This is a genomic window from Leptolyngbya sp. AS-A5 (genome assembly GCF_039962495.1).
Taxonomy (GTDB): Bacteria; Cyanobacteriota; Cyanobacteriia; order Leptolyngbyales; family Leptolyngbyaceae; genus Leptolyngbya.
On the sequence record NZ_JAMPLL010000010.1, the window covers coordinates 102,797 to 123,904 of the forward strand.

The following is a 21,108-nucleotide window of genomic DNA, read 5'->3' on the forward strand; positions in this document are numbered from 1 at the left end:
TGGTGATTCAATTTCCGTCCATAGAATTATGATTTTGTTCACAGAGTTTAGTAAAGTTCAGCGATGGCAAGCGTGGAGAATGGGTGATGTTTCAGCGATCGAGCGGAATTCTTCTGCATCCGACGAGTTTACCGAGTGAGTTTGGCATTGGGGATTTAGGGCGATCTGCATATGAGTTTGTGGATTTTCTCGCCAAAAGTGGTCAAACGCTGTGGCAAATTTTGCCGTTGGCTCCGACCGGCTACGAACATTCACCCTACACCATGAATTTCAGCGTGTTTGCTGGTAATCCATTGATGATTAGCTTGGAGCAGCTTGCCGAAGAAGGATTACTGAAGCCTGAAGAAGTGATCCCGATTGAAGGGGGACGGGAGCGAGTTGAGTTCGATCGCGTGATTCCTTACAAGACCAAACTGCTGAAGTTAGCGTTCGATCGCTTCAAGCCACAGCCTGATTTCAAGGAATTTTGCCAGCAGCAATCCCAGTGGCTAGATGATTTTGCATTGTTTATGGCATTACTTGAAGCCAACCCTGGAAAAGATTGGCATCACTGGGATCGAGGACTAGCAAAACGCGATCCTGATGCTCTTAAATCGGCAACTGAAGCCTTGCAGCCATCCATCCAGTTTCATCAATTTCTACAATTCAAGTTCTTTGAACAGTGGATGAAATTGCGGCACTACGCCAATGCTAAGAACATTCAGATTATTGGTGATATTTCGATCTATGTTTGCCATAACAGCGCCGATGTCTGGGCGCATCCAGAGATTTTCAAGCTCGATCGAGACACGTTTGAGCCGACCTTTATTGCAGGTGTTCCACCAGATTACTTCAGCGCCACTGGGCAGCTTTGGGGAAATCCCGTTTATGACTGGGATCAACTCCAGAAAAGCAAGTATGAGTGGTGGATTCAGCGCTTTCAAACCACTTTGCAGTATGTTGATATTGTTCGAGTTGACCATTTCCGGGGCTTCCAAGCGTATTGGCAAGTTCCCGCCGGTGAAGAAACGGCGATCAATGGAGAATGGATCGAAGCACCGGGAGCCGAGTTTTTTGAAACCTTGGGAGCGCGTTTAGGCGAATTGCCAATTCTGGCGGAAGACCTTGGGATTATTACCCCCGAAGTTGAGGAGCTACGCGATCGCTTCAGGTTCCCCGGCATGAAGATTCTACAGTTCGCTTTTAGTGATGATGCAAACAACACACATCTACCGCATCACTATGTTCAAAACAGCATCGTTTATCCTGGGACACACGATAACGATACTGCGATCGGCTGGTGGAACACAGCAACACCGCACGAAAAAGAATTCTTCGCGCAGTACATTGGCTATACTCCGGATGAGACAAACATTCATTGGGCATTAGTCCGGATGGCGTTTGCGTCTGTGTCGGTTTGGGCAATTCCAGCGCTGCAAGACATTCTAGGACTGGATGGACGATCGCGCATGAATGATCCAAGCCAATATGCAGGCAATTGGCGTTGGCGATATCCAAGCTCTGAACTGCTCACCGATGAACTGGCGGAAAAGCTACGATCGATGACCGCTTGCTACAGTCGGCTGAAGCCATAAATCATCTTGCAAGAAGGTTTCAAGTTGCGGGGTTCCGCTTACGCTGTAAATCAATTGCAGCGTTTCTAGGACAGCATACATGGATCGATTGAACTTGAGCGGTTTTCGGCAATTCTGGACGATCGCGAAACCCTACTGGCAAGGGAACGAAAAGTGGCAGGCAAGAGGCTTGTTGCTGGGTGTGGTGCTATTTTTACTGGCGTACACGGGTTTGAGCGTGATTCTGAACAACAAGCGAGGCGTGTTAATTTCCGCGCTTTCTGCCCGTGATGAATCGCGATTCTGGCAAACCGTGTTTGTGTTTATTGCTGTTCTGGTGATTTATGCGCCATTGCTTGCAGGCTATCGCTATCTACGCGATCGTCTCAGCTTACAGTGGCGACGTTGGCTAACGACGCGCTTTGTGGATAGTTACTTTAACGATCGGGCTTATTATGAACTGACCGCAAAACCTGAAATTGATAACCCCGATCAGCGAATCGCTGAAGATGTTCGGAGCTTTACGCAAGAGTCGCTTGCCTTTTTGTTGGTTCTAGTTGAATCGGTTCTCTCGGTGATTGCCTTTAGTGGGGTGCTTTGGGGCATTTCTAAACCGCTAGTGATTTTTCTAGTATTGTATGCGCTGGCGGGAACGCTTGTAACCACCGTTGTCTTTGGCAAGCCTTTGGTGCGACTGAATTTTGAGCAACTGAAAAAAGAAGCAGATTTTCGATTTAGCTTGGTGCGGATTCGCGAGAATGCTGAAGCGATCGCGTTCTATCGGGGCGAAGAACAAGAATCGAACCAAGTCAAAGCGCGGTTTCTTGAAGTATTTGAGAATGTGAAACGGCTGCTGATTTGGGAACTCAATCTGAATGTGTTGACGAATGCGTATGAGTTTATTCCGTTCATTCTGCCTGCTTTAGTCGTTGCTCCTGCAATCTTTGCGGGAGAGATGGAAGTGGGTAAAGTGACTGAAGCTCAAGGCGCATTTGTTCGAGTGTTCTTCTCGCTCAATGTTGTTGTTGCAAGATTCCAAGCGTTAACAACCTTTGGGGCTGGAATTAATCGTCTATCCAGCTTTGCAGAATTTTTAGAACAAAAAGATGCTGTAGATGAACAAGCAATCATTCAAACCACCGAAGACGATCGCATCACGATCGAACACCTAACCCTTCAAACTCCAAACCGACAACGTACATTAGTTGAAAACTTATCAATCGAGCTTCCCAAACAGCAAGGGCTTTTAGTCATGGGTGCAAGTGGCTGCGGTAAAAGTTCTTTATTAAGAGCGATCGCAGGCTTATGGAACTCTGGGACTGGAACGATCGTGCGTCCCAATTTAGATCAGGTTCTATTTTTACCGCAACGTCCTTACATGGTGTTGGGAACCTTGCGCGATCAGTTGCTTTATCCAAACTCTGATCTTGAAATCGAAGATGCTCAGCTACAACAGATATTAGAGCAAGTTAATTTAGCGGATTTAGCCGATCGCTTCGGGGGCTTTGGAGCAAAACAAGAGTGGTCAGATGTCTTATCGCTGGGAGAACAACAGCGCCTTACCTTTGCTCGATTGCTGTTGAATAAGCCAGATTATGCCATTCTCGATGAAGCCACCAGCGCTTTAGATCAAGCAAACGAGGAGCGATTATACGAGCATTTAGAGCGAGTTGGGACAACTTTCCTCAGTGTGGGACATCGATCGACATTAGCAAAATATCATCAAGCCATTCTGGAATTCTCGCAGGACAAAACCTGGAAATTAAAACATCCGCAAGAAGTTAGCAATTGAAACAAAGAGCGGCTCCGATCAAACGATCGAGCCGCTCTGAAAAACTAGACTTCCGCCGGAGCCTCATTCATCAGCTCTTTAAGCACTTCATCGATCCGTTTGTTCAAAAACACAGCACTTTCATCAACTGCCCGAACCCAAGTGACAGGAAACCAATGATGCTGTCGATCGGGAGAATCAAGCTTTTTCATTTTGATATACTTTCCGCCCTCAACTTGATCTACAGTTCCGATGTGCACATCTGATGCGCCATCCAAACCGCCAGGGCCTTCAGCATAAATTGCTAAATCTGCTCTAATTTTAGAAATGTCCACGATTGTGTCCTCGATATAAAAAATGGTTTATTTGCCCGTAACTTTCTGGGTCAGTTCCCGTACTTTGCTCACTGAAGTCTCAATCAAGCTGGTTTCAGGAACTTCCTTTCCTTCCGCATCCACAATCCGCTTAAACGGTCCGGGCATCTTCTCAGGGTCTTGTCCTTCTTGCAGACGTTGTTGATAGATCTCTTCTTGAATCCCTGCTGCCTCAGTTTCTTCAAACGCCCGATCGATCTGCTCTTCGGCACTAATCGAAGAGGACGAAGATGGAGGTGCAGCGTAGCTCGGTAAGTTTAGAAATACAAAGTTAGATACAGTAAACAATACAACAAGCGACACGACTGCGATCGTTCGGCGCAACCCTCGCTGCAATGCCGATAAAGCGATAGGCATCATTTAACCTCTTTAGATAAAAGCTGAGTCGCATTCTAAGCTGCTGCGATCGTCACTGCTTCTCCTGTAAGACAGATTCAATTTCACACTGCGTCTAAAGTGAACCACAATCACTGCAAAAACTGCATCCTGAACGGATAGCGGTACGACTGTCCTCGGCTGGCTTTCACGGCAGCAAAGCTGATTACCACAATCATAAATCCCGCGAACAGCACAAGCGTCGCTATACCGAGCACTAGCAACCAACCAAAAACAGTACCAAAAATAGTCTGACTTGGGGATGCACCTGTAATTGCAACCATGCAAGTCGTAAATGCCAGAAAAGTCCAAAAAATTACACCAATCAACAGATAGATTGTCATCGAGAGTTGAAAATTAATCGCTTCTCGCCCTTGCTGATCGATAAATGGATGTCAAGCGCGCCCCAGTCTCCAAACAAGATAAGGAAACAGCGCTCCCAAGAACGGAATCGGTGCAACCGAGCAGACTATGATCGCCAACAATCCCGACAAATGACAACTCATCCCCCAACGTCGCACGGATAAATCTAAGGGTGATTCATTCATCTAATGTATCCAATAGCGCCCAAAGTTCACAAAGAACTGTACCTCTAGGCTGATTGATCTATTTCATTAGAGCATTTCAGAATACATCGATCGCATCTTTTTAACGACTATTGTGAGTGTTCTAATTCGGTTAATCTTAGGGCTGGTGTTTGCGGTTGGGAGTCTCTTTAGCTACTTCGGGGCAACGAATGTCAATCCCGTTACTGGCGAAAACCAGCGCGTTCAACTGTCGCCCCGACAAGAAATCGCGCTCGGACTGCAAAGCCGTCAGCAAATGGCAACTCGGCACGGCGGACTTTTCCCTGAGCAATCGCTGCAAGACTACATCGATGCAGTTGGTGAACGGGTGGTTCAGCGATCGGAGGCTGCTAAAGCGCCCTACCCGTTTGAGTTCCATCTGCTGCGCGATTCCCAGACAGTCAATGCCTTTGCGCTTCCAGGCGGACAAATCTTCATTACCGCAGCACTTCTAGGACGAATGAACTCAGAAGCGCAGCTAGCTGCCGTATTAGGGCATGAAGTCGGTCACGTAGTTGGGCGACACGGAGCCGAGCATCTCGCCAAACAGCAGCTTGGTGTTTCTCTGGTGAACGCGATCGGAGTTGCGGCAAGTGGTGGAGAAGATGGCGGACAGGGAGCCGCCGCGATCGCTCAAGCCGCAAATCAGCTTGTTAACCTCCGCTACGGTCGCCAGGATGAGGCGGAAAGCGATCGACTCGGACTAAAATTCATGCTTCAAGCAGGCTACGACCCGCGCGGCATTCTCGAACTCATGCAAATTTTGGCGCAGAGTTCGGGAGGACGAAAACCAGAGTTTCTCAGTTCTCATCCCGACCCCGGAAATCGCTTACAAACCTTGAAAGCGGCGATTCAAAAGTCCTTTCCTCAAGGCATTCCGACGAACTTAGAAGACGGGCGCGATCGCTTTGCTCAAGTGGTTCGCCGCAGATAGGAGAAACACCATGAATCTAATGATTTTGTACTGGGTATTAGTCGCGGTGATGCTAGTTGGAGTTGCGGGAGCAGTGTTACCCGGAGTGCCGGGGCCTAGCTTAATTCTGGCAGCAATTTTAGTGTGGTGTGTGGTGACAAAGTTTGCCATTCCGCTACTGCCGCTCGGATTGATCTTCGTGGCGCTGATTCTGAGTGCTGTTGTAGAATGGCTCGGCTCTTACTGGGGAGCCAAACAAGCAGGAGCGAGTAAGTGGAGCCAGTATGGAATGCTTGCGGGCATGGCGATCGGCTTTTTTGGGTTGTTGCCTGCGTTGCCGCTTGGTGGCCCCATTGCTGGAATCCTCGTCGGTGGTCTATTGGGTGGATTTATCGGTGAGTATCTTTATCGCCGCAATCTCCCAGCCTCAGAACGCCTTAAAACGGCGGGAAAAGTGAGTCTCGCGATCGGCTTTGGCGCACTGATCGGAAACTTAATCGAAGTTGTGTTAGCGATCGCAGCCGTTGGCATCTTTGTTTGGTCAACCTGGTCATCGGTGATGTGGGCTTAATTCACTCTCGCTCGAAACCGAATAAAGCCAAACGAATTCGGAGTGCCCTTTGCAGTGGCATTGGGAAGATTGTTTAATTTCAGCATGATTGCCCCATTTGGAACAATGACCGATGCTCCGTTTGCACCGCAAGGAGCAGCAGTTCCCGGTGCAAAGAACTGACCTCGATCGGGTACATCATCGGCATTACTGAGATAGACCGTGGCGCTGTCGATCGTTAGTTGCATCCCAAAGTTGCCTGCAGATGTGGGGCTATCCTTCGGTGTGCTGGTATTAAAGGTATTCGGAATAAACGTTGTGTTGGGTGGAATCAAGTCGCAGATCGTCACATTCTGAGCAGGACTACTTCCATCTGAGAGAAAGTAAATTGTGTACTCTAAGCTATCACCGGGTTTAACCGGAACGAAATCGCCCGCAGTAACGCCTTTCCCAGTGCGACCTACAATATAGTTAGCGATCCAGTTTCGTGAACTATCGTCACTCGAATCTGCGGGGTCATCAATGAGATTTGTGTAGTTTGTACTATTAAGTGCCGTAATCCGTTTCACTAGCCGTAAGTTGGCGGATGGAGTATTGATGATATTGACATTGGTGAGTTTTGCGCCACTAGGAAAATAAGTCCAGATATCTAAGCCTTTGGTGTCCCCAAATGAACCCGTACATTTAGTATTGGTGTTTCCTGTACTTGAAGGGACTCCATACTGACGATCGTTTGTACGAGTGTCAAATCCACTGATCGGATCACTAAAGCTCGGGGAGGGTGGATTGATACCACATAAAACCTGCCCTACAGTTCCGACAATTGCACCGTCGGCTGTGCGATATCCTCGATCGTCGTAAAAGGCTTGAAAGTTACCGAGTGGATTGGTGGCATTCAGCAACTCGATTGTCGGACCACCAAAGGCATTGTTTTCAGCATCCAGGAGCGGAAAATGGTACTCGCCTGCATGGACACGAATTCGAGCTGGATAGCTACCGGCTGGAAAAGCGACACCGCTATTATCTCTTCCATCCCAATCGACAGATTGTAGCCCTGATGCAGACATTACACCGCGCAGCACTCGATTATTGAGGTTTGTGGGATCAAAGTTAGAACCATCACGACTAATCACTAATTGATAATTGCCTGCGATCGTACTGTTAAACCTAAAAGTCCCACCCTGGTTGACAATACTGGTATTTGCGTTAAATTTGCCTGAAAACGCTAGGGAATCCACATCCGGTTGAGCAGGTATGAGCGGAATTCCCACCCCGACGAAATTACCATCCACAGCATAGCGATTAACAAAAGCTAAAGCCTCAATATCAGGATCATTGAGAAAGGTTGCAAACTGAGGGCGGGAAAGGCTAACCTCTCCATCAGGTGAATCCAAGTCTCTATTTTGTCCAATTAAGTCGCGATAGAGCGGAGTCTTGCCATCGCTGTCAAAAAATCCAACCTGATTTCCGTAGAGCAGGAAGCCAGCAGGATCAAGCCCTCGTAAAGTAATCTTGTAACGATAGCCATCATTCGTAACCGGATAGACCGAGAAGTATAAGGGTCGCCCATTGCTTCCAGCAAAGAACGCAAAGTAGTAGGTAAATACTCGACCGTTTTTATCGGTCGTTGAATTGGGATTGCTGTCCCGAACCGTCACATCCCAAGCGGCAACACTATTTCCTTGACCATTGTTATCAGTATTGAAGCTGTCGATCGATCCGTTCGGGGTGCCCTCTGTTGTATTTGGACCAAAAACAACCACATCATAAACTCCCGTTGTTGGAGCAGTGTAGTAACAAGGAAGATAGCCGCTAGTGTTGCCCGTTCCAGAAATCGCTTGTGGACCTGCTAGCTCCATGGTGCGAGTTGTAATGCGTCCTCGCGCTGTATCACCTAGACTTGTGCGTTGAACAGAACATCGAAAGTCAGCCGATGAAGAAACTGGAACTGCTTCACTACCGATCGGACCTGTAACACGACCAGGGTTGAACACTAGGATATCAGCACTAGAAGTGGTGTTACTTGAACCGAGTAGAATCCTCTCGCCTGCTTTGGCATAAACTTTTAGTAGTGTTCGTCGTCGTAATGTATTGCCGTAGGAAAAGTCTGTTCGCCACTCTAAGTTTGCTCGATTCCCTGTCGCCCCTGAAGGATAAAGTGTGCGGCTGCCTTCTGCTTGTGCCACTTGCGTTCCAGTAAGCCAAAGACAAGCGATAAAAGTTCCTATCCTTCCGAAATATTGAGAAGACTTTCTAAGGGTTAGAAGCAGTTGAAGTAAGCAAGTCATAGCAGGATGATTTAATGTGGCTGAGAGGGGGCTTTGGCATCAGATTGCATCACGGTTTGTTGTTCAGGCGGCGTTTGCGGCTTGGGGAACCGTTGCAGCCCAAATCCGTTGAACAGCTCATTCACTTTCAGGGTTACGCCAAGATACAGCCCACTGGTTGATCGCGAACCCGTAAAATCGCGATCGTTTGCCCGTCCGAAGCTATAACCTGCTGAAAGTCTCAAATCTGGCGTGAGATAGTATCCTGCTTCGAGTGCCCAACCGAGTTCGTTAAAGCCTGTGGTCGATTGTCCGATCCAACGTCCCTCGACGGCGACATCCCACCGATAGCCCAATCGGTAAACCACTCGACCTTGCGCCAAGGTAACAGTGCTGGTTCCAGCTAAATCACTCGCTAGATACGAAGTACTATCTCTCAGGGCAAACTTTCCGTAGAATTCCCAACGCCAGTTCGGAGCGTAGATCGCTTCAAGTGCAAACAGGTTTTCGGTTGTGCCTGTGCCGCTCCCAAACAGAATCGTATCGGGAATTGTTGAGGGATTTTTGCGGTATTCGTAGCGGAGTAAAGCATTAAAGCGATCGTCGTTCGGATCTCGATATGCCAGTCCTAGTCTTAACGTCTTTGTATCATCGAGTCCCACTAAAGTTTGATTCGCGGCATTGGCTTGTTGATACTGAAACAGTGCAGTGAGCGCAGGGCTAATTTTTCCGGCGGCACCTGCTGAAATCACAGTATTTGCACCTGCTGAGGAAGTTCGACGCTCAAAGCGGGCACTCGCCTGAAAGCGGGACTCATCCGAGTATTCCAGCCCAATACTATAGTTATCTCCACTTTCTAAGCCTAAGCTTGCAGCACTTTGTCCGACTGCAAACGGTTGTGCGAAGATAGTTTCTGCGGCACTGCGGCTCGAAATCGTACTAAACACGCGCTCGTATGCAAGATTTGCCCTCAGCCCAGGAGAGATTCTGAGAATTTGATTCAGTCCGATCGCCGCTTGAATGTTCGTGCCATTTGCTCCGCCCAACAGCGTGTAACGTCCGGTTAAGGTAGTGTCCCGAAATAGCTTATGTTCACCTAACACGCTGAGATTGGTCAGCGATTGACCGGCGAACTGTCCGCGATGATAGAACTGTTGAGCAAACTGGACTCTAACTCCTGGGAGTGCTTGCCAGTTTAAGCCGAGTAAAGTGCGATCGTTGAAGACTGGATCAATTCCCGAGGACAAAGTTGTTTCGTTCTGAGCCAGGAAGGCTAAGGTTTCAGTCAGAGGAAACGTGAGCCGCGATCGCAATTGTTCAGAGCTTCCAGAGAAGATTGCAGGAGTTAGGCGATCTTGGCGATCGCGATACAGCCAATCCAAGCTAAAGCTTGCAGTTCCGAAGCGTTGTTCTATCCCTGCTGTAATAGTTGTCAGAGAATTGTCTACTCGCGATCCAGGGATCGGAGCCGTGCGAGGAGTCAACAATTCATCGATCAGAGTGAGAGGACGGGGGGCAATTCCAGTATTGTCTTCTTTGTCGTATTGCACTCTAACATTGGTAGTCGGAGAAACGGTGGCAGAAACTTGTGCGCCATAGCGAGTTTGTCCGGGTGTGAAGCTCGTTGTTGCATTGTTGTTAAAGCCTGCATCAGTTTTACGATAGTAAGCTTGCCCAAAGATACCCTGAGCAATTTGGCTGTTGAGTTCAAGGCGATAGGCTGAACCGCGAACTGAACTACCTAAGTCTAATGAATTTTCGGAATGAGCATATTCGGCAATCAGTTGTGTAGATGTTCCGAATCTCAGTAGTGCATCGGCTCCAAATAATTCAAATTGACGTACCCCTTGATTTTCTTGCAGATAGGTTGCACCGACCCAGCTTTCACGATCGAGTCCTCGCGCAAAGTTGTACTGTAATCGTCCTGCGTAAAGATTGTTATTCGATCCACGCTGTTGGTACTGATAGGTTACAACAATCCGGCGAACCAGTGTTTCACCGTTTACACCAATGTCTGTTCTTGAAATTGGCTGACGGAATAATAGTGAGCCACGATCGTAGGCAATCTCATAATCTGCACCCCGGCTTAGGGATTGTCGATCGATCACTGTTCCCGGTCGATTCAGTTCTTCAGTTTCGAGAAAAACATTCTCACTGCCTTCGAGCAACAATCGGCGCGATAGAAAGTAGAAACCGCTTGTGCCATCGGGTGGAATTGTATCTCGCTGAAAGCCTTCTAAGTTATCAGCAAAAATTCCCGTAATTTGAAGATTACCGATGTTATAGTTCGTTTTGAATCCGTGGAGTTGGCGCGTGGTGGCAGTGAATGACTGCGATCGTCGCGCAAATTCCTCGGTATTGAAATCTCCCCACATTGCATAGTCTATCCCTGCTCCTGAAACGGGAGAAGTGCGCTCAAGTCTGAGGAATAAACTATCGCGTGAGGGTGTAATTGCAGTCGTCGAAGAACTATCGCCATAAATCGGATAGTTCTGATCGCAGGGTTGAATATCGCGATATAATCTTGCCGTTGAATCGCAGGTTTCATTCAGCGTTCTACTATTGTTAAACGCTCCGGTAAACAACCAGGTTCCGATCCGACCTGTGGCAAACACTGCCGCTTGCGCACCCAGTCGGTAAGGATTGTTTCGATCTTCGGGATTAAAATCTCTCAGCCTGCCAAAGTAGTCTGTTCCACGTCTGCCAAAGCGCAAATCAATCACACCCGTTGCGATCGAGGGTCTGAGATCGGTTTCAAAATTTAGCTGCGAGAAAGCTTCTAACGCATTTGCCCGCACCTGAATTGTCACGGCTCTCGGTTCAAGTCCCGCTCTCAAAGTTGCGGTAAATCGTCCCTGCTGTGCTTTCACCTGAAATCCAGGCTGCTCTTTGTCGGCATCTGTACCTATAAATTCGCCTGCGGTTGCTGATAAGGTAACAGTCGTTTCTCGATTTGAGAGATTGCCTTGAGCATCTAACACCTGACCTTCGATCGTTGCGGTCGATCGGCCATCTGCGGGAATACGCGATTCAACAGAACTCACAGTGAGTCTAGCTGCCTCGCCCCGAACCTGTACGTTGATCGTAGCCGTTGCACCTTTTCCACCATTAACGAGCGTTTGAGCGGTTAAGGTATTCTTGCCGTCTTTGAGTGCAACTCCATACCAAGTTTGTGTAATCGTAGTGCTGCTCGTTTCTGTGCGTCCAATCAAGCGATCGCTCACTCGCTCACCATTGGCAAACAGTTCAACTTTTGCATCCTTGGGGTATTGCAACACAACCGTTGCAGACGGCAAGTCGAGAACACTGTTAACCGCAGGAGAAATAAATTTTAGCGTTGGTTGAGACTGTGTTTGAACTGGAGCAGGAGTGGCATCAGCTTGCGGGACTTTGAACACGATCGCCAGCAAGGGAATCAGACAGAAAGCGTAAACCGATCGAATTTTCATTTTCTCGCCTCCCGTTGCGCTGGCGTAACCGCAAAGTTCATTCGCACCAATCCACCCGGAGCAAGCCGAACTAAGCGAGATTGGCTATTGCGTTCAACAAATCTTTGATTCGGCGCAAGGGTATAACCTGGAATGCTCGTCAGATCTAAAACGCCAGTGCGATAGCCCGCTAGCACATTTGCAACGGAGAACAATCCATTGACATCTGTGGTGATGCGATTGCTATCATCCAGAAAAATTACTGCATTCGGAATTCCAGGCTCTCCGGGCTGTTGTTCCCCATCAAAGTTTTTATCTTCAAACACCCGACCCATAATCGTTCCGCAGTCAGTTAAGATGCCGTTGCGAACCCGGAGCCGATGTAGCGCGGGGCCATCTCTCACAATGTCCTGATTGTCCGATCGCGTCGCTTGAACTAGAGCGCGATTCTGCCCTGAGCCGCGAATGGCATCTGGGGTTAATGTTGCTGCATACACCAGATTGAGAACTGGAGTCTGTGTGCCGTTGTTGGGAGGTAAGGTAATGTTCGGCAGCGTAAAGGTAATCGTAGAACCGTTCTCGATCGCAGCAACCGGAACAATCGTGTTTTGAAATTCCGCTTTTGCACTGTTCTCCCGGAATCGGAAGCCAAGCGGTAATACATCTGTGATTGTAAGATTACTAACAGGAGCACTCGCTAAACTGCGAATAGATAGTCGATACAGTACCGTGTCTCCGGGTACCGCAGTCGCTCGATCAGCAGTTTTGACGAGTTGAATGGCTTGCGCCTGACAGAGAGTGGCATCTAAGTCGATCGCAGCCAGCGACAATCCCACTTGCTCTGCATCTTGAATCGTTAACTCTCCATCAATGGAGTTGACTCCTGTGGTTGTACTCAAGGGTCTACCATCGAGCGAAACCGCAGTGTAAGACACCTGCCGTCCATTGCGACCTGTAATCGTTAATCGCACTCGACGCTGACTGTAAATCGAGCCTTGAGGCGGGTTAATCACCAGAATGTATTGATTGCCGATCGCTAACTGTCCCCGTGCATCATCGAGCAGAAAGTTATATCGACCATCACTGTTAGCACTCAGAAAGAACGGATTGCTATTTTGACGGTTTGGCTCAAGTCCAGCAGAAACGCCATTGTTCGGAATGTCTGGAAGTTCAGTTTCTGTTAGCGACACCAGTGAACCAAGTTCAACTCCAGACGCATCTGCTGCATGCACACTCACACTAAACCCTGAATAGCTTGACAATGCTTCCCCTGCACAGCCTGTAATCCGCCCTAGAGGATCAATTAAGCCCTGCTGAAGCCGATTGGTCACACTGCTAAATGAATTGCCTGCTGGATCGTTGTAGGTAAAAGTTGCGCGGTTGGTAATCGTCGAGGTCTTTGTTTGAGCTTGTGCAGGAGTCGCGAAAGCACTCACAGCGCAAAGTAACATCGCAGCACTCAATGTTTTGAGCGTTTTGAGCGCGCGGGAAAACTGCTGCACTTTCGGGAGGGTCGATGAGTTCACAGTCTTGAATGCGTAGGATTTTCAGGGAAGCGGACTTTGATTGACCAAAGCAATCAAAGTCCTAAATATCTACCGAACGCTTACGTCGTAGGTCATCTCTAGACCCTTCTTGGGTGCGATCGATTTTGCATAAGTCCAGCGCACATGGCTATAGGCTTCGGGAGATGCGGGCTGCATCTCAGTTCTGCCATCGGGTAATGTCATCTGTACTAGCGGATTTGCGCTAAAGGTTTTACCGCCATCAATGCTGTAGCTGAGTTCAGCCCCGCTTGGGATCGCAGTGCCGATCGCATAAATTGTTCCTTTCGGCACGGGCTGTGTGATTACTAATTTCTCAGCCGCACGATCACCTGTGTTTTTCGCCACGATTTGAAATCTCAGAATGGTGCCTTTTTGCACGATCGTATCTTTGGTTAACTCATTCCAAGCCACTTGCTCTTTGCCCTGAGCATCTTTCCGCATTAGCTTTTGTTTTGCAATCAGCCGCAGTTCAACTTTCGGTTGGTTCAAGTTTTGAGCAATCGCTAACCCACGATCGAGCAATCTTGCCGCAGCGAATGTTCCGTCGATCGGAAACATTGCTACCGTTGCCACAATTCCTAGTCCTACCCAAACAAAATTCCGTTTCATGCTTCACTCCTGATGAACTATCTGATTTCACGGCGGAAAATAAACTCCCCCGCTCCTTGAGGTGCAAGGATGGTGAGAGTATTGACATAGATTTGAATGTCTCCGCTGTTGGCAGTGCCGCTGATGGCCCCGCTTGTTGCAGTTGCCGAGCCTGGAAGGGTTCCGCCAACGGTGTCTCTTGTGGAGGTGAACCAATTGTTCGGCGCAGTTGCACCATCTTCAGTGATCACCAGGTTGTTAGCGGGGAGATTAACACTCCCGGAATTGTTCGGAGCTAGGGTTGAGATATTGCGATAGCGAATGCGATATTCGATGATGCGTCCGGGTCTTGCGGCTGCGCTCAGTGCCGCTTCATCGGTTGTATATCCCACAATCTCGGTTGCACCAGCGAGAATGCGGGCATCTTTTTCAAGTTCTACATATCCGGTGTAGAGGCGATTGATTGTAATGTTTCCAGGCTCATTCGATGAGCTACCGTTATTGTTCTCATCAATGAACGCCAAGATTGGAACGGAGTAGCCGGTAGTCTGGGAGATTTCGCCGGGAAGATCGATCGTCACTGTATAGTTAGCCGTTCCCCCTGCCGCAACAGTTGTGAGCTTCACCGGATTGGTGGCGCTAGTATTAGTGCCTGATTGATAGACAAAGCTTGTGCCGTTGTATTCATACGCTGCGACATCTGAGCCAACCGTAATTGTGACGATCGTTCCCGTAGCTAGACTATCTGGCACAGTTGGCGGAATTGGAATCAAGGAGATTGTTGCTGGACTGCTGCTTGTGTTCCGAACGGTGTTGGTAAATGTTGTCGCTAGCGTTTGACTATCGTTTAACGGTAATCCTGGAGGGAGACCCGCAGGTAACACAATTGATCGGTTGGTAAAGTCGTTGTTGTTGGTGGTATTGATGGCATCAGGGCGACCGTTAGGACCATTGAGCGGTGCGGCTGCGATCGTATAGAGCGTAACTTCACCCCCGTCTGTATCGTTGAGATCTCCTTGGTTAGTGGTTGCAGTATTGGTTGGAGTGGTTCCGGTACCTGGATCAATGCCATCATTTGCCGGATTTGCGACTCCATCCCCAATTCCCCGTCCGGTTGCAGTCGCGCCACCACTGTTTGGATCGGGGTTGCTGCCTTCTAGCTGGTTGTTGGGGGATTGATCACCGGATTCGTCGTACACCAGTTGAGTGGAAGTTCCGGGTGCGATAGTTCCGGGCTGTGATTGACCAAACACTTGAGCAATGTTGGCAATGCGTCCACCCGTAAAGCCAGAGATAGGGTTGACCGAGAATGAGAAGCCTGTAACGGTTGTACCTTTGGCGATCGCGGTCGATCGGATAAAGCCAACCCGTGTAATCGTGCCGGAGTTTGGACGAATTGTGACCCACTTGGCTTGGTGGGCGGGAATTGAAAGGGCGCTAGTTGTGTAGACGACTTGCCAGGTATTGTCGGGTGTGGTGGGCGTGGCTGTGCTCAGCGCGGTTGCGGTTGGAATTGCATCCGATACTAAGATGCGGTTTTGATTTGCAGTTCCGCCATCTAAGTTAATCGCTGTGGGATGGAGATCCGAAGCAACTAGACCCGTAGGCGGAGAAGTTGGATTTTCGACCCGTAGCGCTAGTGAATAGGTTAATGCATCGTCTGTGAGGTCTGAGGGTGTGTTGTTGTTGCTGTAGCTTGAAGCCGCTTTGAGCAGGGTGGCGAAGGCTTGCAAGCGAGCATTGACAGTGATCGAAATACTGGTTGCCATCGCTTCGTTGACTTGAGTCAGAACGCCCTCGGTCTCACCAGAGACGCTGTCTGGGTTATCTACGGTGTAGACATCAAGCGTATTGTTTACATTGCCCGTGCGATCGACGTTCTGAGCATTTGGCGTTGCGGTGTTACCTAGAGAAACCGTTGTCGTTGCGCTTGCGGGAGCCGTTCCATTCACTTGAATCGGAACGCGAACGGTGACGGTTCCAGTTGCACCACTGCCCCCGTTGGGTGGAATCGAGCCTCCTCCTGAGATTGCGCTTAGTAAGGTTCCAGTTGCACCACCGCCTGCAGGGACAGTGACCGGAGTGATATCTGAACCGTTGACTGCAACAATTTGCAAAGACCCATTCAGTGAGAAGTTAGTGCTATCGGAAAGAGTAGCTGTGCCCGGTATGAAAAACTGCGTCGGATCGTTCCCAACGTTTGTGATGGTGAAATCCACATAGAGCGTATCTCCTGCATTCGGAGTGAGATTGCTCGGAGTGTCGGCTGAGATGATGATTCCTGGGACTTCAGCAACTCTGACAGTTACAGTGTTAGACGTTGCGTTGTAGGTGGTTGTGCCATCCGAATAGGTTGCCGTGGCAGTGTTACTGATTTCGGTGTCAGCAACAGTCTGCGCGAGGGCGACTTTGATCCCAGAAAGGCTACTGCCGATTAGAAGCGTCGCTGCTAAAAGCTGGTAAGGGGTTGTTTTCATACGGGGCGGCAGGAGAAGAACTGAAGAGAGCGCATGAAGCTTGACCCCACCATGAATTTGTGAGGGCGCGATCGAGCGAAGAAGCTAGTAGAGAGTGAGTCAGAGGATCAGCCGCGAAAGTTCAGCACGATCACAATCATCTAAAACTACACAAGGCTCAAAATTTCTAAGTTGCCAGACTCAGCAGAAGGCTGTAATACATCTATCAAAGGGAACAGATCTACAATTGAAATGTGCCCATGCTTCTTGTAGTTATCAGCACAGTCCGGAAAAGTTCCGTTGGATCACTGACAGCATACTGATCTGGCTTAAGCTATCTAGCTTAGACATCGATAAATTTCTGCTGATAGCTGCTTAGGGAATTTTTGTTGCCTTGCATCCGTTCAAATCCAGCATCCGTGTTTATAGCAGCAACGCCCGTTTATCTACTAAGGTGAAGAAAGTTCTTGTTGGTCTGAAAACATGACTGTTCAGCCCCAAACCATCCTGTTTGCTCAACATGGCATGACGGATCTTTCAGGGAGTCAGACGATCGCTCGATTGGCTCACGCATTGGATCTGAAAGATACTCTGATCGTTGCACCCGAATTGCACTGGGTTAGGACTTTGTTTTATTTAGAACCGCTGATTCAGAGTGTTCAAGCGGTGGTGAGCGATACGTTAAGTAAATATCCTGATGTGCCGATTCGGATTATTGCAACTTCGATGGGGGGAGTGTTGTGGGTGGAATTGCTCGATCGGCATCCCGAATGGTGGTCGTGGGTGCATTCGTTGGTGCTGCTGGGTGCGCCGATCGGAGGATCGCATATTGCCCGCAAGGTCGATCCGTTTGGTTGGGGGATTGGAATTGCGAGAGATTTAGGAATTAATCGAAGCGCGATCGCGCAGAGGATTGCCGCAGAAATTCCAACTTTAGTGGTGGCAAGCGATTGTGGTGACGGACACGATGGCGTTGTTACCGTTGAATCGGCGGTCATTCACGGTGCAGAATTTGTCTGTCTGTCTGGTGTGTCTCATCCCGATTTGCGAATTCATTCTGCGGTAATGCAGGAAGTTTGGAAGTTTTGGGCGAACATCAAGGAAACGATCGACTCGAAGTAACGCGCTATGACGTTGATGCCTGTTTGGGGTTCTCTGCTGATTTTTGTTCTGTGTCCGATTCTGGGAGGGTTGCCGCTGATTAGTTGGATCACCCGCACTCTGACTCGGAAACGACTGTCCGAATTGGGGACAGGAAATCTCAGTGTTTCAGCCGCGTTTTATCACGGGGGGAAGATTGTCGGGATTTTAGCCGTATTGTCTGAGGCGTTTAAGGGAATTGCAGCGGTATTGTTAGCCCGATCGTTTTTTCCCGATCGTCCAGAGTGGGAAGTGATTTCGCTGATTGCGCTGGTTTACGGGCGGTATTTTATCGGCAAAGGAGCAGGCACAACGAATGTGGTGTGGGGCTATGCGGTGCATGATCCGATCACCTCGTTTCTTGTATTTTTGATCGGGGGAATTGGGTTTACGATTCTGCGAGAACGGCGATCGGGCAAGTTTGGCGTTCTGATTTTGTTTCCGCTGATCACAGCCTTGCGGCATCCGTCGGAGACTCCGTTGATTGGAAGCGCGATCGCACTTGCAGCTTTTTTGTGGTGGATTTATAACCAGATCCCAGATGACTTAAACCTTAAACCAGACCAAGCGCAGAGAGGATCACAGGCGATGTTTCAATTTCTAAGGGAGGATCGATCGCTCCTGACACTCGATCAAATCTTGAAAGCGGAGAAAGTTGGACAAAAGGCGGCAACGCTTTCGGAATTAAAGAGATCGGGCTATCCGGTTCCGGATGCTTGCATCTTGTTGCCCGGAGATGATCCGAAACCGTTGATTCAAGCATTGCAACCCTCGCGAGAGAATCCGTTGATTGTACGATCGTCCGCGATCGGAGAGGATTCTGAATCGGCTTCCGCAGCAGGGCAGTATGAATCGATCGCAAATATTACGCATCGAGAATTACTTTTACCTGCGATTTTGCGATGTTTGGAGTCGTATGAGCAGGAATCCGCCGTGAAGTATCGGCGCGATCGAGAAATTTCTGATGCGTCGATGGTGGTGCTCGTTCAGCAGCAAGTCCGGGGGGTGTTTTCGGGAGTGGCGTTTAGTCGTGATCCGATTACGCGGCAGGGTGACAGCGTATTGATTGAAGCGTTACCAGGGACTGCCGATCGTGTGGTTTCAGGACAAGAGACACCCGAAAGTTATCAGGTGAATGTGCGAGAAGTCGGGGCGGATTGGAGACTACCAGAGGATGCGACGCTCGAAATCGAAGGAAAAGGAACGGTTCCAGGGCGATTAATTCAGCAAGTGGCATACCTAGCGCGGCATTTAGAAGAGCATTTTCATGGAGTGCCACAGGATATTGAGTGGAGTTTTGATGGGGAAACTTTGTGGGTGCTGCAATCGCGATCGATTACAACGCTCGCCCCAATTTGGACACGCAAAATTGCCGCAGAAGTGATTCCCGGTGCAATTCGTCCTTTAACTTGGTCGATTAATCGTCCGCTGACTTGCGGAGTTTGGGGGAAAATTTTTACGATCGTCTTAGGCAATCGTGCTTCAGGCTTGGATTTTACTGAAACGGCAACCTTACACTATTCACACGCCTACTTCAATGCCACATTGTTAGGGCAGATTTTCCGGCGGATGGGATTGCCTGCTGAGAGTTTGGAGTTTTTAACCAGAGGGGCAAAGTTCAGCAAGCCACCGACACGATCGACGATCGCAAATTTGCCCGGATTGCTGCGATTGCTTCAGCGTGAAATGCGATTGGAGCAGGATTTTGCACGAGACGAGCAGCTTTACTTTAGACCGATGCTGCTTAAACTGAGAAATTTCTCGTTCTCGGCAGAAACGTTTGCGATCGGAACACAAGAACTTCGGTCTGGAACACAAGAACTTCGGTCTGGAACACAAGAACTTCCATCTGGAACACAAGAATTTCGGTCTGGAACACAAGAACTTCGGTCTGGAACACAAGAACTTCCATCTGGAACACAAGAATTTCGGTCTGGAACACAAGAACTTCCATCTGGAACACAAAACATTGAGCTTGACACTCAAGAGATCCAGCAAATTACTCAAGAAATTCAGCAAATTCTTGAACTATTAGAGCGATCGACCTATTACAGCATTCTTGCTCCTTTGAGTGCGGCACTCAGAAAAGCAGTCTTTCGAGTCCGCGATGAAGACCTAGATAACCGAGACACTCCGGAAGTTGCAGCACTGCGATCGCTCTCTGATTTGGCGGCTTCTGCGCGATCCGTGTTAGAAAATTCCGAGAGTCAAGAAGATCTGTTCGTTCAACTTGCTCAAACGGATCAGGGACAAGCCATTCTGAAGCAGTTTGATCAACTCCTCGACCAATACGGTTACTTAAGCGAAGTCGGAACCGATATCGCTGTCCCAACTTGGCGTGAACAACCGCAACCTGTGCGCGAACTCTTCCAACAATTTTGCTTAAGTCCCACTCCCGCCCCTGCAGCCCCGCAGATCAAAAACAAAGGCGTTCAGCGACGCATTGCCCTCAAGGGAAAAGTCACTGAAATTTACAGTCGTTTACTCGCAGAACTGCGCTGGCGATTTGTGGCGATCGAACAACTTTGGCTCAAGTCCGGCATTCTCTCCGAATCGGGTGACATCTTCTTTCTGACCTATGCGGAAATCCAGCAAGCCACGGGTTCAAACCCAGAATTCCAAGCTCAATTTTCCCAACTGATCGAGCAGCGTCGATCGCAATTCGACCACGATCGCCAACTCTCCCCAATTCCCCAACTCGTTTATGGCGACGATCCCCCCGCTCCCCAACTCCCAACATGGCAAGCCTCAGACCGATTACAAGGCATCGGAGCCAGCGCGGGGCAAGTCGAGGGAACAATCCGAGTGCTGCGATCGCTCAATGGTTCGATTAATGTCGATCGTGAAACCATTCTCGTCGTTCCCTATACGGACTCTGGTTGGATGCCCGTACTAGCGCGAGTCGGCGGACTGATTGCCGAAGTCGGCGGACGGCTTTCACATGGCGCGATCGTGGCGCGAGAATATCGTATCCCGGCAGTGATGGATGTTCCGAACGCGACCGAAATTCTGCAAGACGGGCAGCGCGTTCGGATTAATGGGCAGCAGGGAACGATCGAAATTCTCTAAGGTTGAGATTTCAGGGCTTCTTTGGCTTTTGCCTCAAACCAAGCGACCACTTGCGGAACCGTCAGCGATTCGATCGGTGTTCCATTCGTCTGTGCAATCTGCATTAAGGGATTGATCGAAGCAACGACAAGCTTCGAGAAGAACTTCTTAAACTCGTTATCAATCCCGCCCTGTAAGCTTTCATCTTGATAGATCCAATCTTCAATTTGTGGGAGTTGAAGATCCGCGATCGCTTGTCCTGACGCTTGAGCGATTTTTTTGAGCGATCGTAAGGAATAAATTGCCACTCGCGCTGAGAACTTATCTTTTGAGGTTAACAGCGCTTTATCGACTTCGATACATTCTTCGGGTGTGAGAAATTCTGAATTCGGCTGCATAAAGATGTGACTTACTCTAGATCTTCTTCCGTTAGATCAGCATCTTTCAAAATACTTTTCAATGTTCCCTTAGGTAAATCTCGACTACCGTGAACTGGAATCGAAAGAATTGAGCCCATTCTTTCTTTAACGTC

The 21,108-nt window shown here is 48.9% G+C and carries 15 protein-coding genes and 1 pseudogene; 6 read left to right on the forward strand and 10 right to left on the reverse strand.

The features are described 5' to 3' along the window. Window positions 1-83: 83 nt before the first annotated feature. Together malQ and NC980_RS13920 are read left to right on the forward strand one after the other, a co-directional pair. On the forward strand, window positions 84-1,574 hold the full coding sequence (gene malQ / locus NC980_RS13915; RefSeq protein ID WP_190376661.1) for a 4-alpha-glucanotransferase: 1,491 nt from the start codon (window positions 84-86) through the stop codon (window positions 1,572-1,574). A gap of 79 nt (window positions 1,575-1,653) precedes the next feature. Further along, a complete protein-coding gene (locus NC980_RS13920; protein ID WP_190376662.1) occupies window positions 1,654-3,345 on the forward strand; it encodes an ABC transporter ATP-binding protein/permease in 1,692 nt (563 codons plus the stop codon). 44 nt (window positions 3,346-3,389) lie between these two features. Here NC980_RS13920 and NC980_RS13925 read toward each other — a convergent pair whose 3' ends face one another. The 3 genes from NC980_RS13925 to NC980_RS13935 all read right to left on the reverse strand — a co-directional run bounded on the left by NC980_RS13925 (window position 3,390) and on the right by NC980_RS13935 (window position 4,459). Continuing rightward, a complete protein-coding gene (locus NC980_RS13925) occupies window positions 3,390-3,659 on the reverse strand; it encodes a DUF2171 domain-containing protein (RefSeq protein ID WP_190376663.1) in 270 nt (89 codons plus the stop codon). A gap of 27 nt (window positions 3,660-3,686) precedes the next feature. Continuing rightward, complete coding sequence (locus tag NC980_RS13930) at window positions 3,687-4,058, reverse strand: hypothetical protein (protein WP_190376664.1); 372 nt, start codon at window positions 4,056-4,058, stop codon at window positions 3,687-3,689. Window positions 4,059-4,165: 107 nt separating this feature from the next. Then, window positions 4,166-4,459: a DUF4870 domain-containing protein gene (locus NC980_RS13935; protein WP_190376715.1), complete on the reverse strand. Its 294-nt coding sequence runs from the start codon at window positions 4,457-4,459 to the stop codon at window positions 4,166-4,168. Window positions 4,460-4,730: 271 nt separating this feature from the next. Here NC980_RS13935 and NC980_RS13940 point away from each other — a divergent pair, with 271 nt between their 5' ends. Then, a complete protein-coding gene (locus NC980_RS13940) occupies window positions 4,731-5,573 on the forward strand; it encodes a M48 family metalloprotease (protein ID WP_190376716.1) in 843 nt (280 codons plus the stop codon). Window positions 5,574-5,583: 10 nt separating this feature from the next. After that, window positions 5,584-6,123, forward strand: a complete 540-nt coding sequence (locus tag NC980_RS13945; RefSeq protein WP_190376665.1) for a DUF456 family protein — start codon at window positions 5,584-5,586, stop codon at window positions 6,121-6,123. On the opposite strand, the gene NC980_RS13950 is transcribed toward NC980_RS13945, so the two are convergent. From NC980_RS13950 to NC980_RS13970, 5 genes are all read right to left on the reverse strand, one after another. Beyond that, complete coding sequence (locus NC980_RS13950) at window positions 6,120-8,288, reverse strand: DUF11 domain-containing protein (RefSeq protein ID WP_199298497.1); 2,169 nt, start codon at window positions 8,286-8,288, stop codon at window positions 6,120-6,122. The two genes, NC980_RS13945 and NC980_RS13950, sit on opposite strands and share 4 nt — an antisense overlap. A 113-nt stretch (window positions 8,289-8,401) precedes the next feature. Beyond that, entirely contained in the window at window positions 8,402-11,818 is a 3,417-nt protein-coding gene (locus NC980_RS13955; protein ID WP_190376666.1) for a TonB-dependent receptor, read from the reverse strand. Then, window positions 11,815-13,323, reverse strand: a complete 1,509-nt coding sequence (locus NC980_RS13960) for a hypothetical protein (protein ID WP_347272598.1) — start codon at window positions 13,321-13,323, stop codon at window positions 11,815-11,817. Before NC980_RS13960 ends, NC980_RS13955 begins: the two co-directional genes overlap by 4 nt. A gap of 69 nt (window positions 13,324-13,392) precedes the next feature. Beyond that, complete coding sequence (locus NC980_RS13965; RefSeq protein ID WP_190376667.1) at window positions 13,393-13,953, reverse strand: hypothetical protein; 561 nt, start codon at window positions 13,951-13,953, stop codon at window positions 13,393-13,395. 17 nt (window positions 13,954-13,970) lie between these two features. Continuing rightward, window positions 13,971-16,409 carry a hypothetical protein gene (locus NC980_RS13970; RefSeq protein WP_190376668.1) on the reverse strand — a complete coding sequence of 813 codons (2,439 nt, stop codon included), beginning with the start codon at window positions 16,407-16,409 and terminating at the stop codon, window positions 13,971-13,973. Window positions 16,410-16,871: 462 nt separating this feature from the next. On the opposite strand from NC980_RS13970, the gene NC980_RS13975 reads away from it, so the two are divergent. Together NC980_RS13975 and NC980_RS13980 are read left to right on the forward strand one after the other, a co-directional pair. Continuing rightward, complete coding sequence (locus NC980_RS13975) at window positions 16,872-17,510, forward strand: alpha/beta hydrolase (RefSeq protein ID WP_190376669.1); 639 nt, start codon at window positions 16,872-16,874, stop codon at window positions 17,508-17,510. Window positions 17,511-17,516: 6 nt separating this feature from the next. After that, window positions 17,517-20,597 (forward strand): glycerol-3-phosphate acyltransferase, encoded by a 3,081-nt coding sequence (locus NC980_RS13980; protein ID WP_242026818.1) that lies wholly within the window; start codon window positions 17,517-17,519, stop codon window positions 20,595-20,597. Here the strand turns inward: NC980_RS13980 and NC980_RS13985 are convergent. Both NC980_RS13985 and NC980_RS13990 read right to left on the reverse strand, forming a co-directional pair. Further along, window positions 20,594-20,974 (reverse strand): hypothetical protein, encoded by a 381-nt coding sequence (locus tag NC980_RS13985; RefSeq protein ID WP_190376670.1) that lies wholly within the window; start codon window positions 20,972-20,974, stop codon window positions 20,594-20,596. The genes NC980_RS13980 and NC980_RS13985 overlap by 4 nt on opposite strands. 11 nt (window positions 20,975-20,985) lie before the next feature. Next, a pseudogene (locus tag NC980_RS13990) lies at window positions 20,986-21,102 on the reverse strand (type II toxin-antitoxin system HicA family toxin); the annotation flags it as partial. Between the last annotated feature and the right edge of the window lie 6 nt (window positions 21,103-21,108).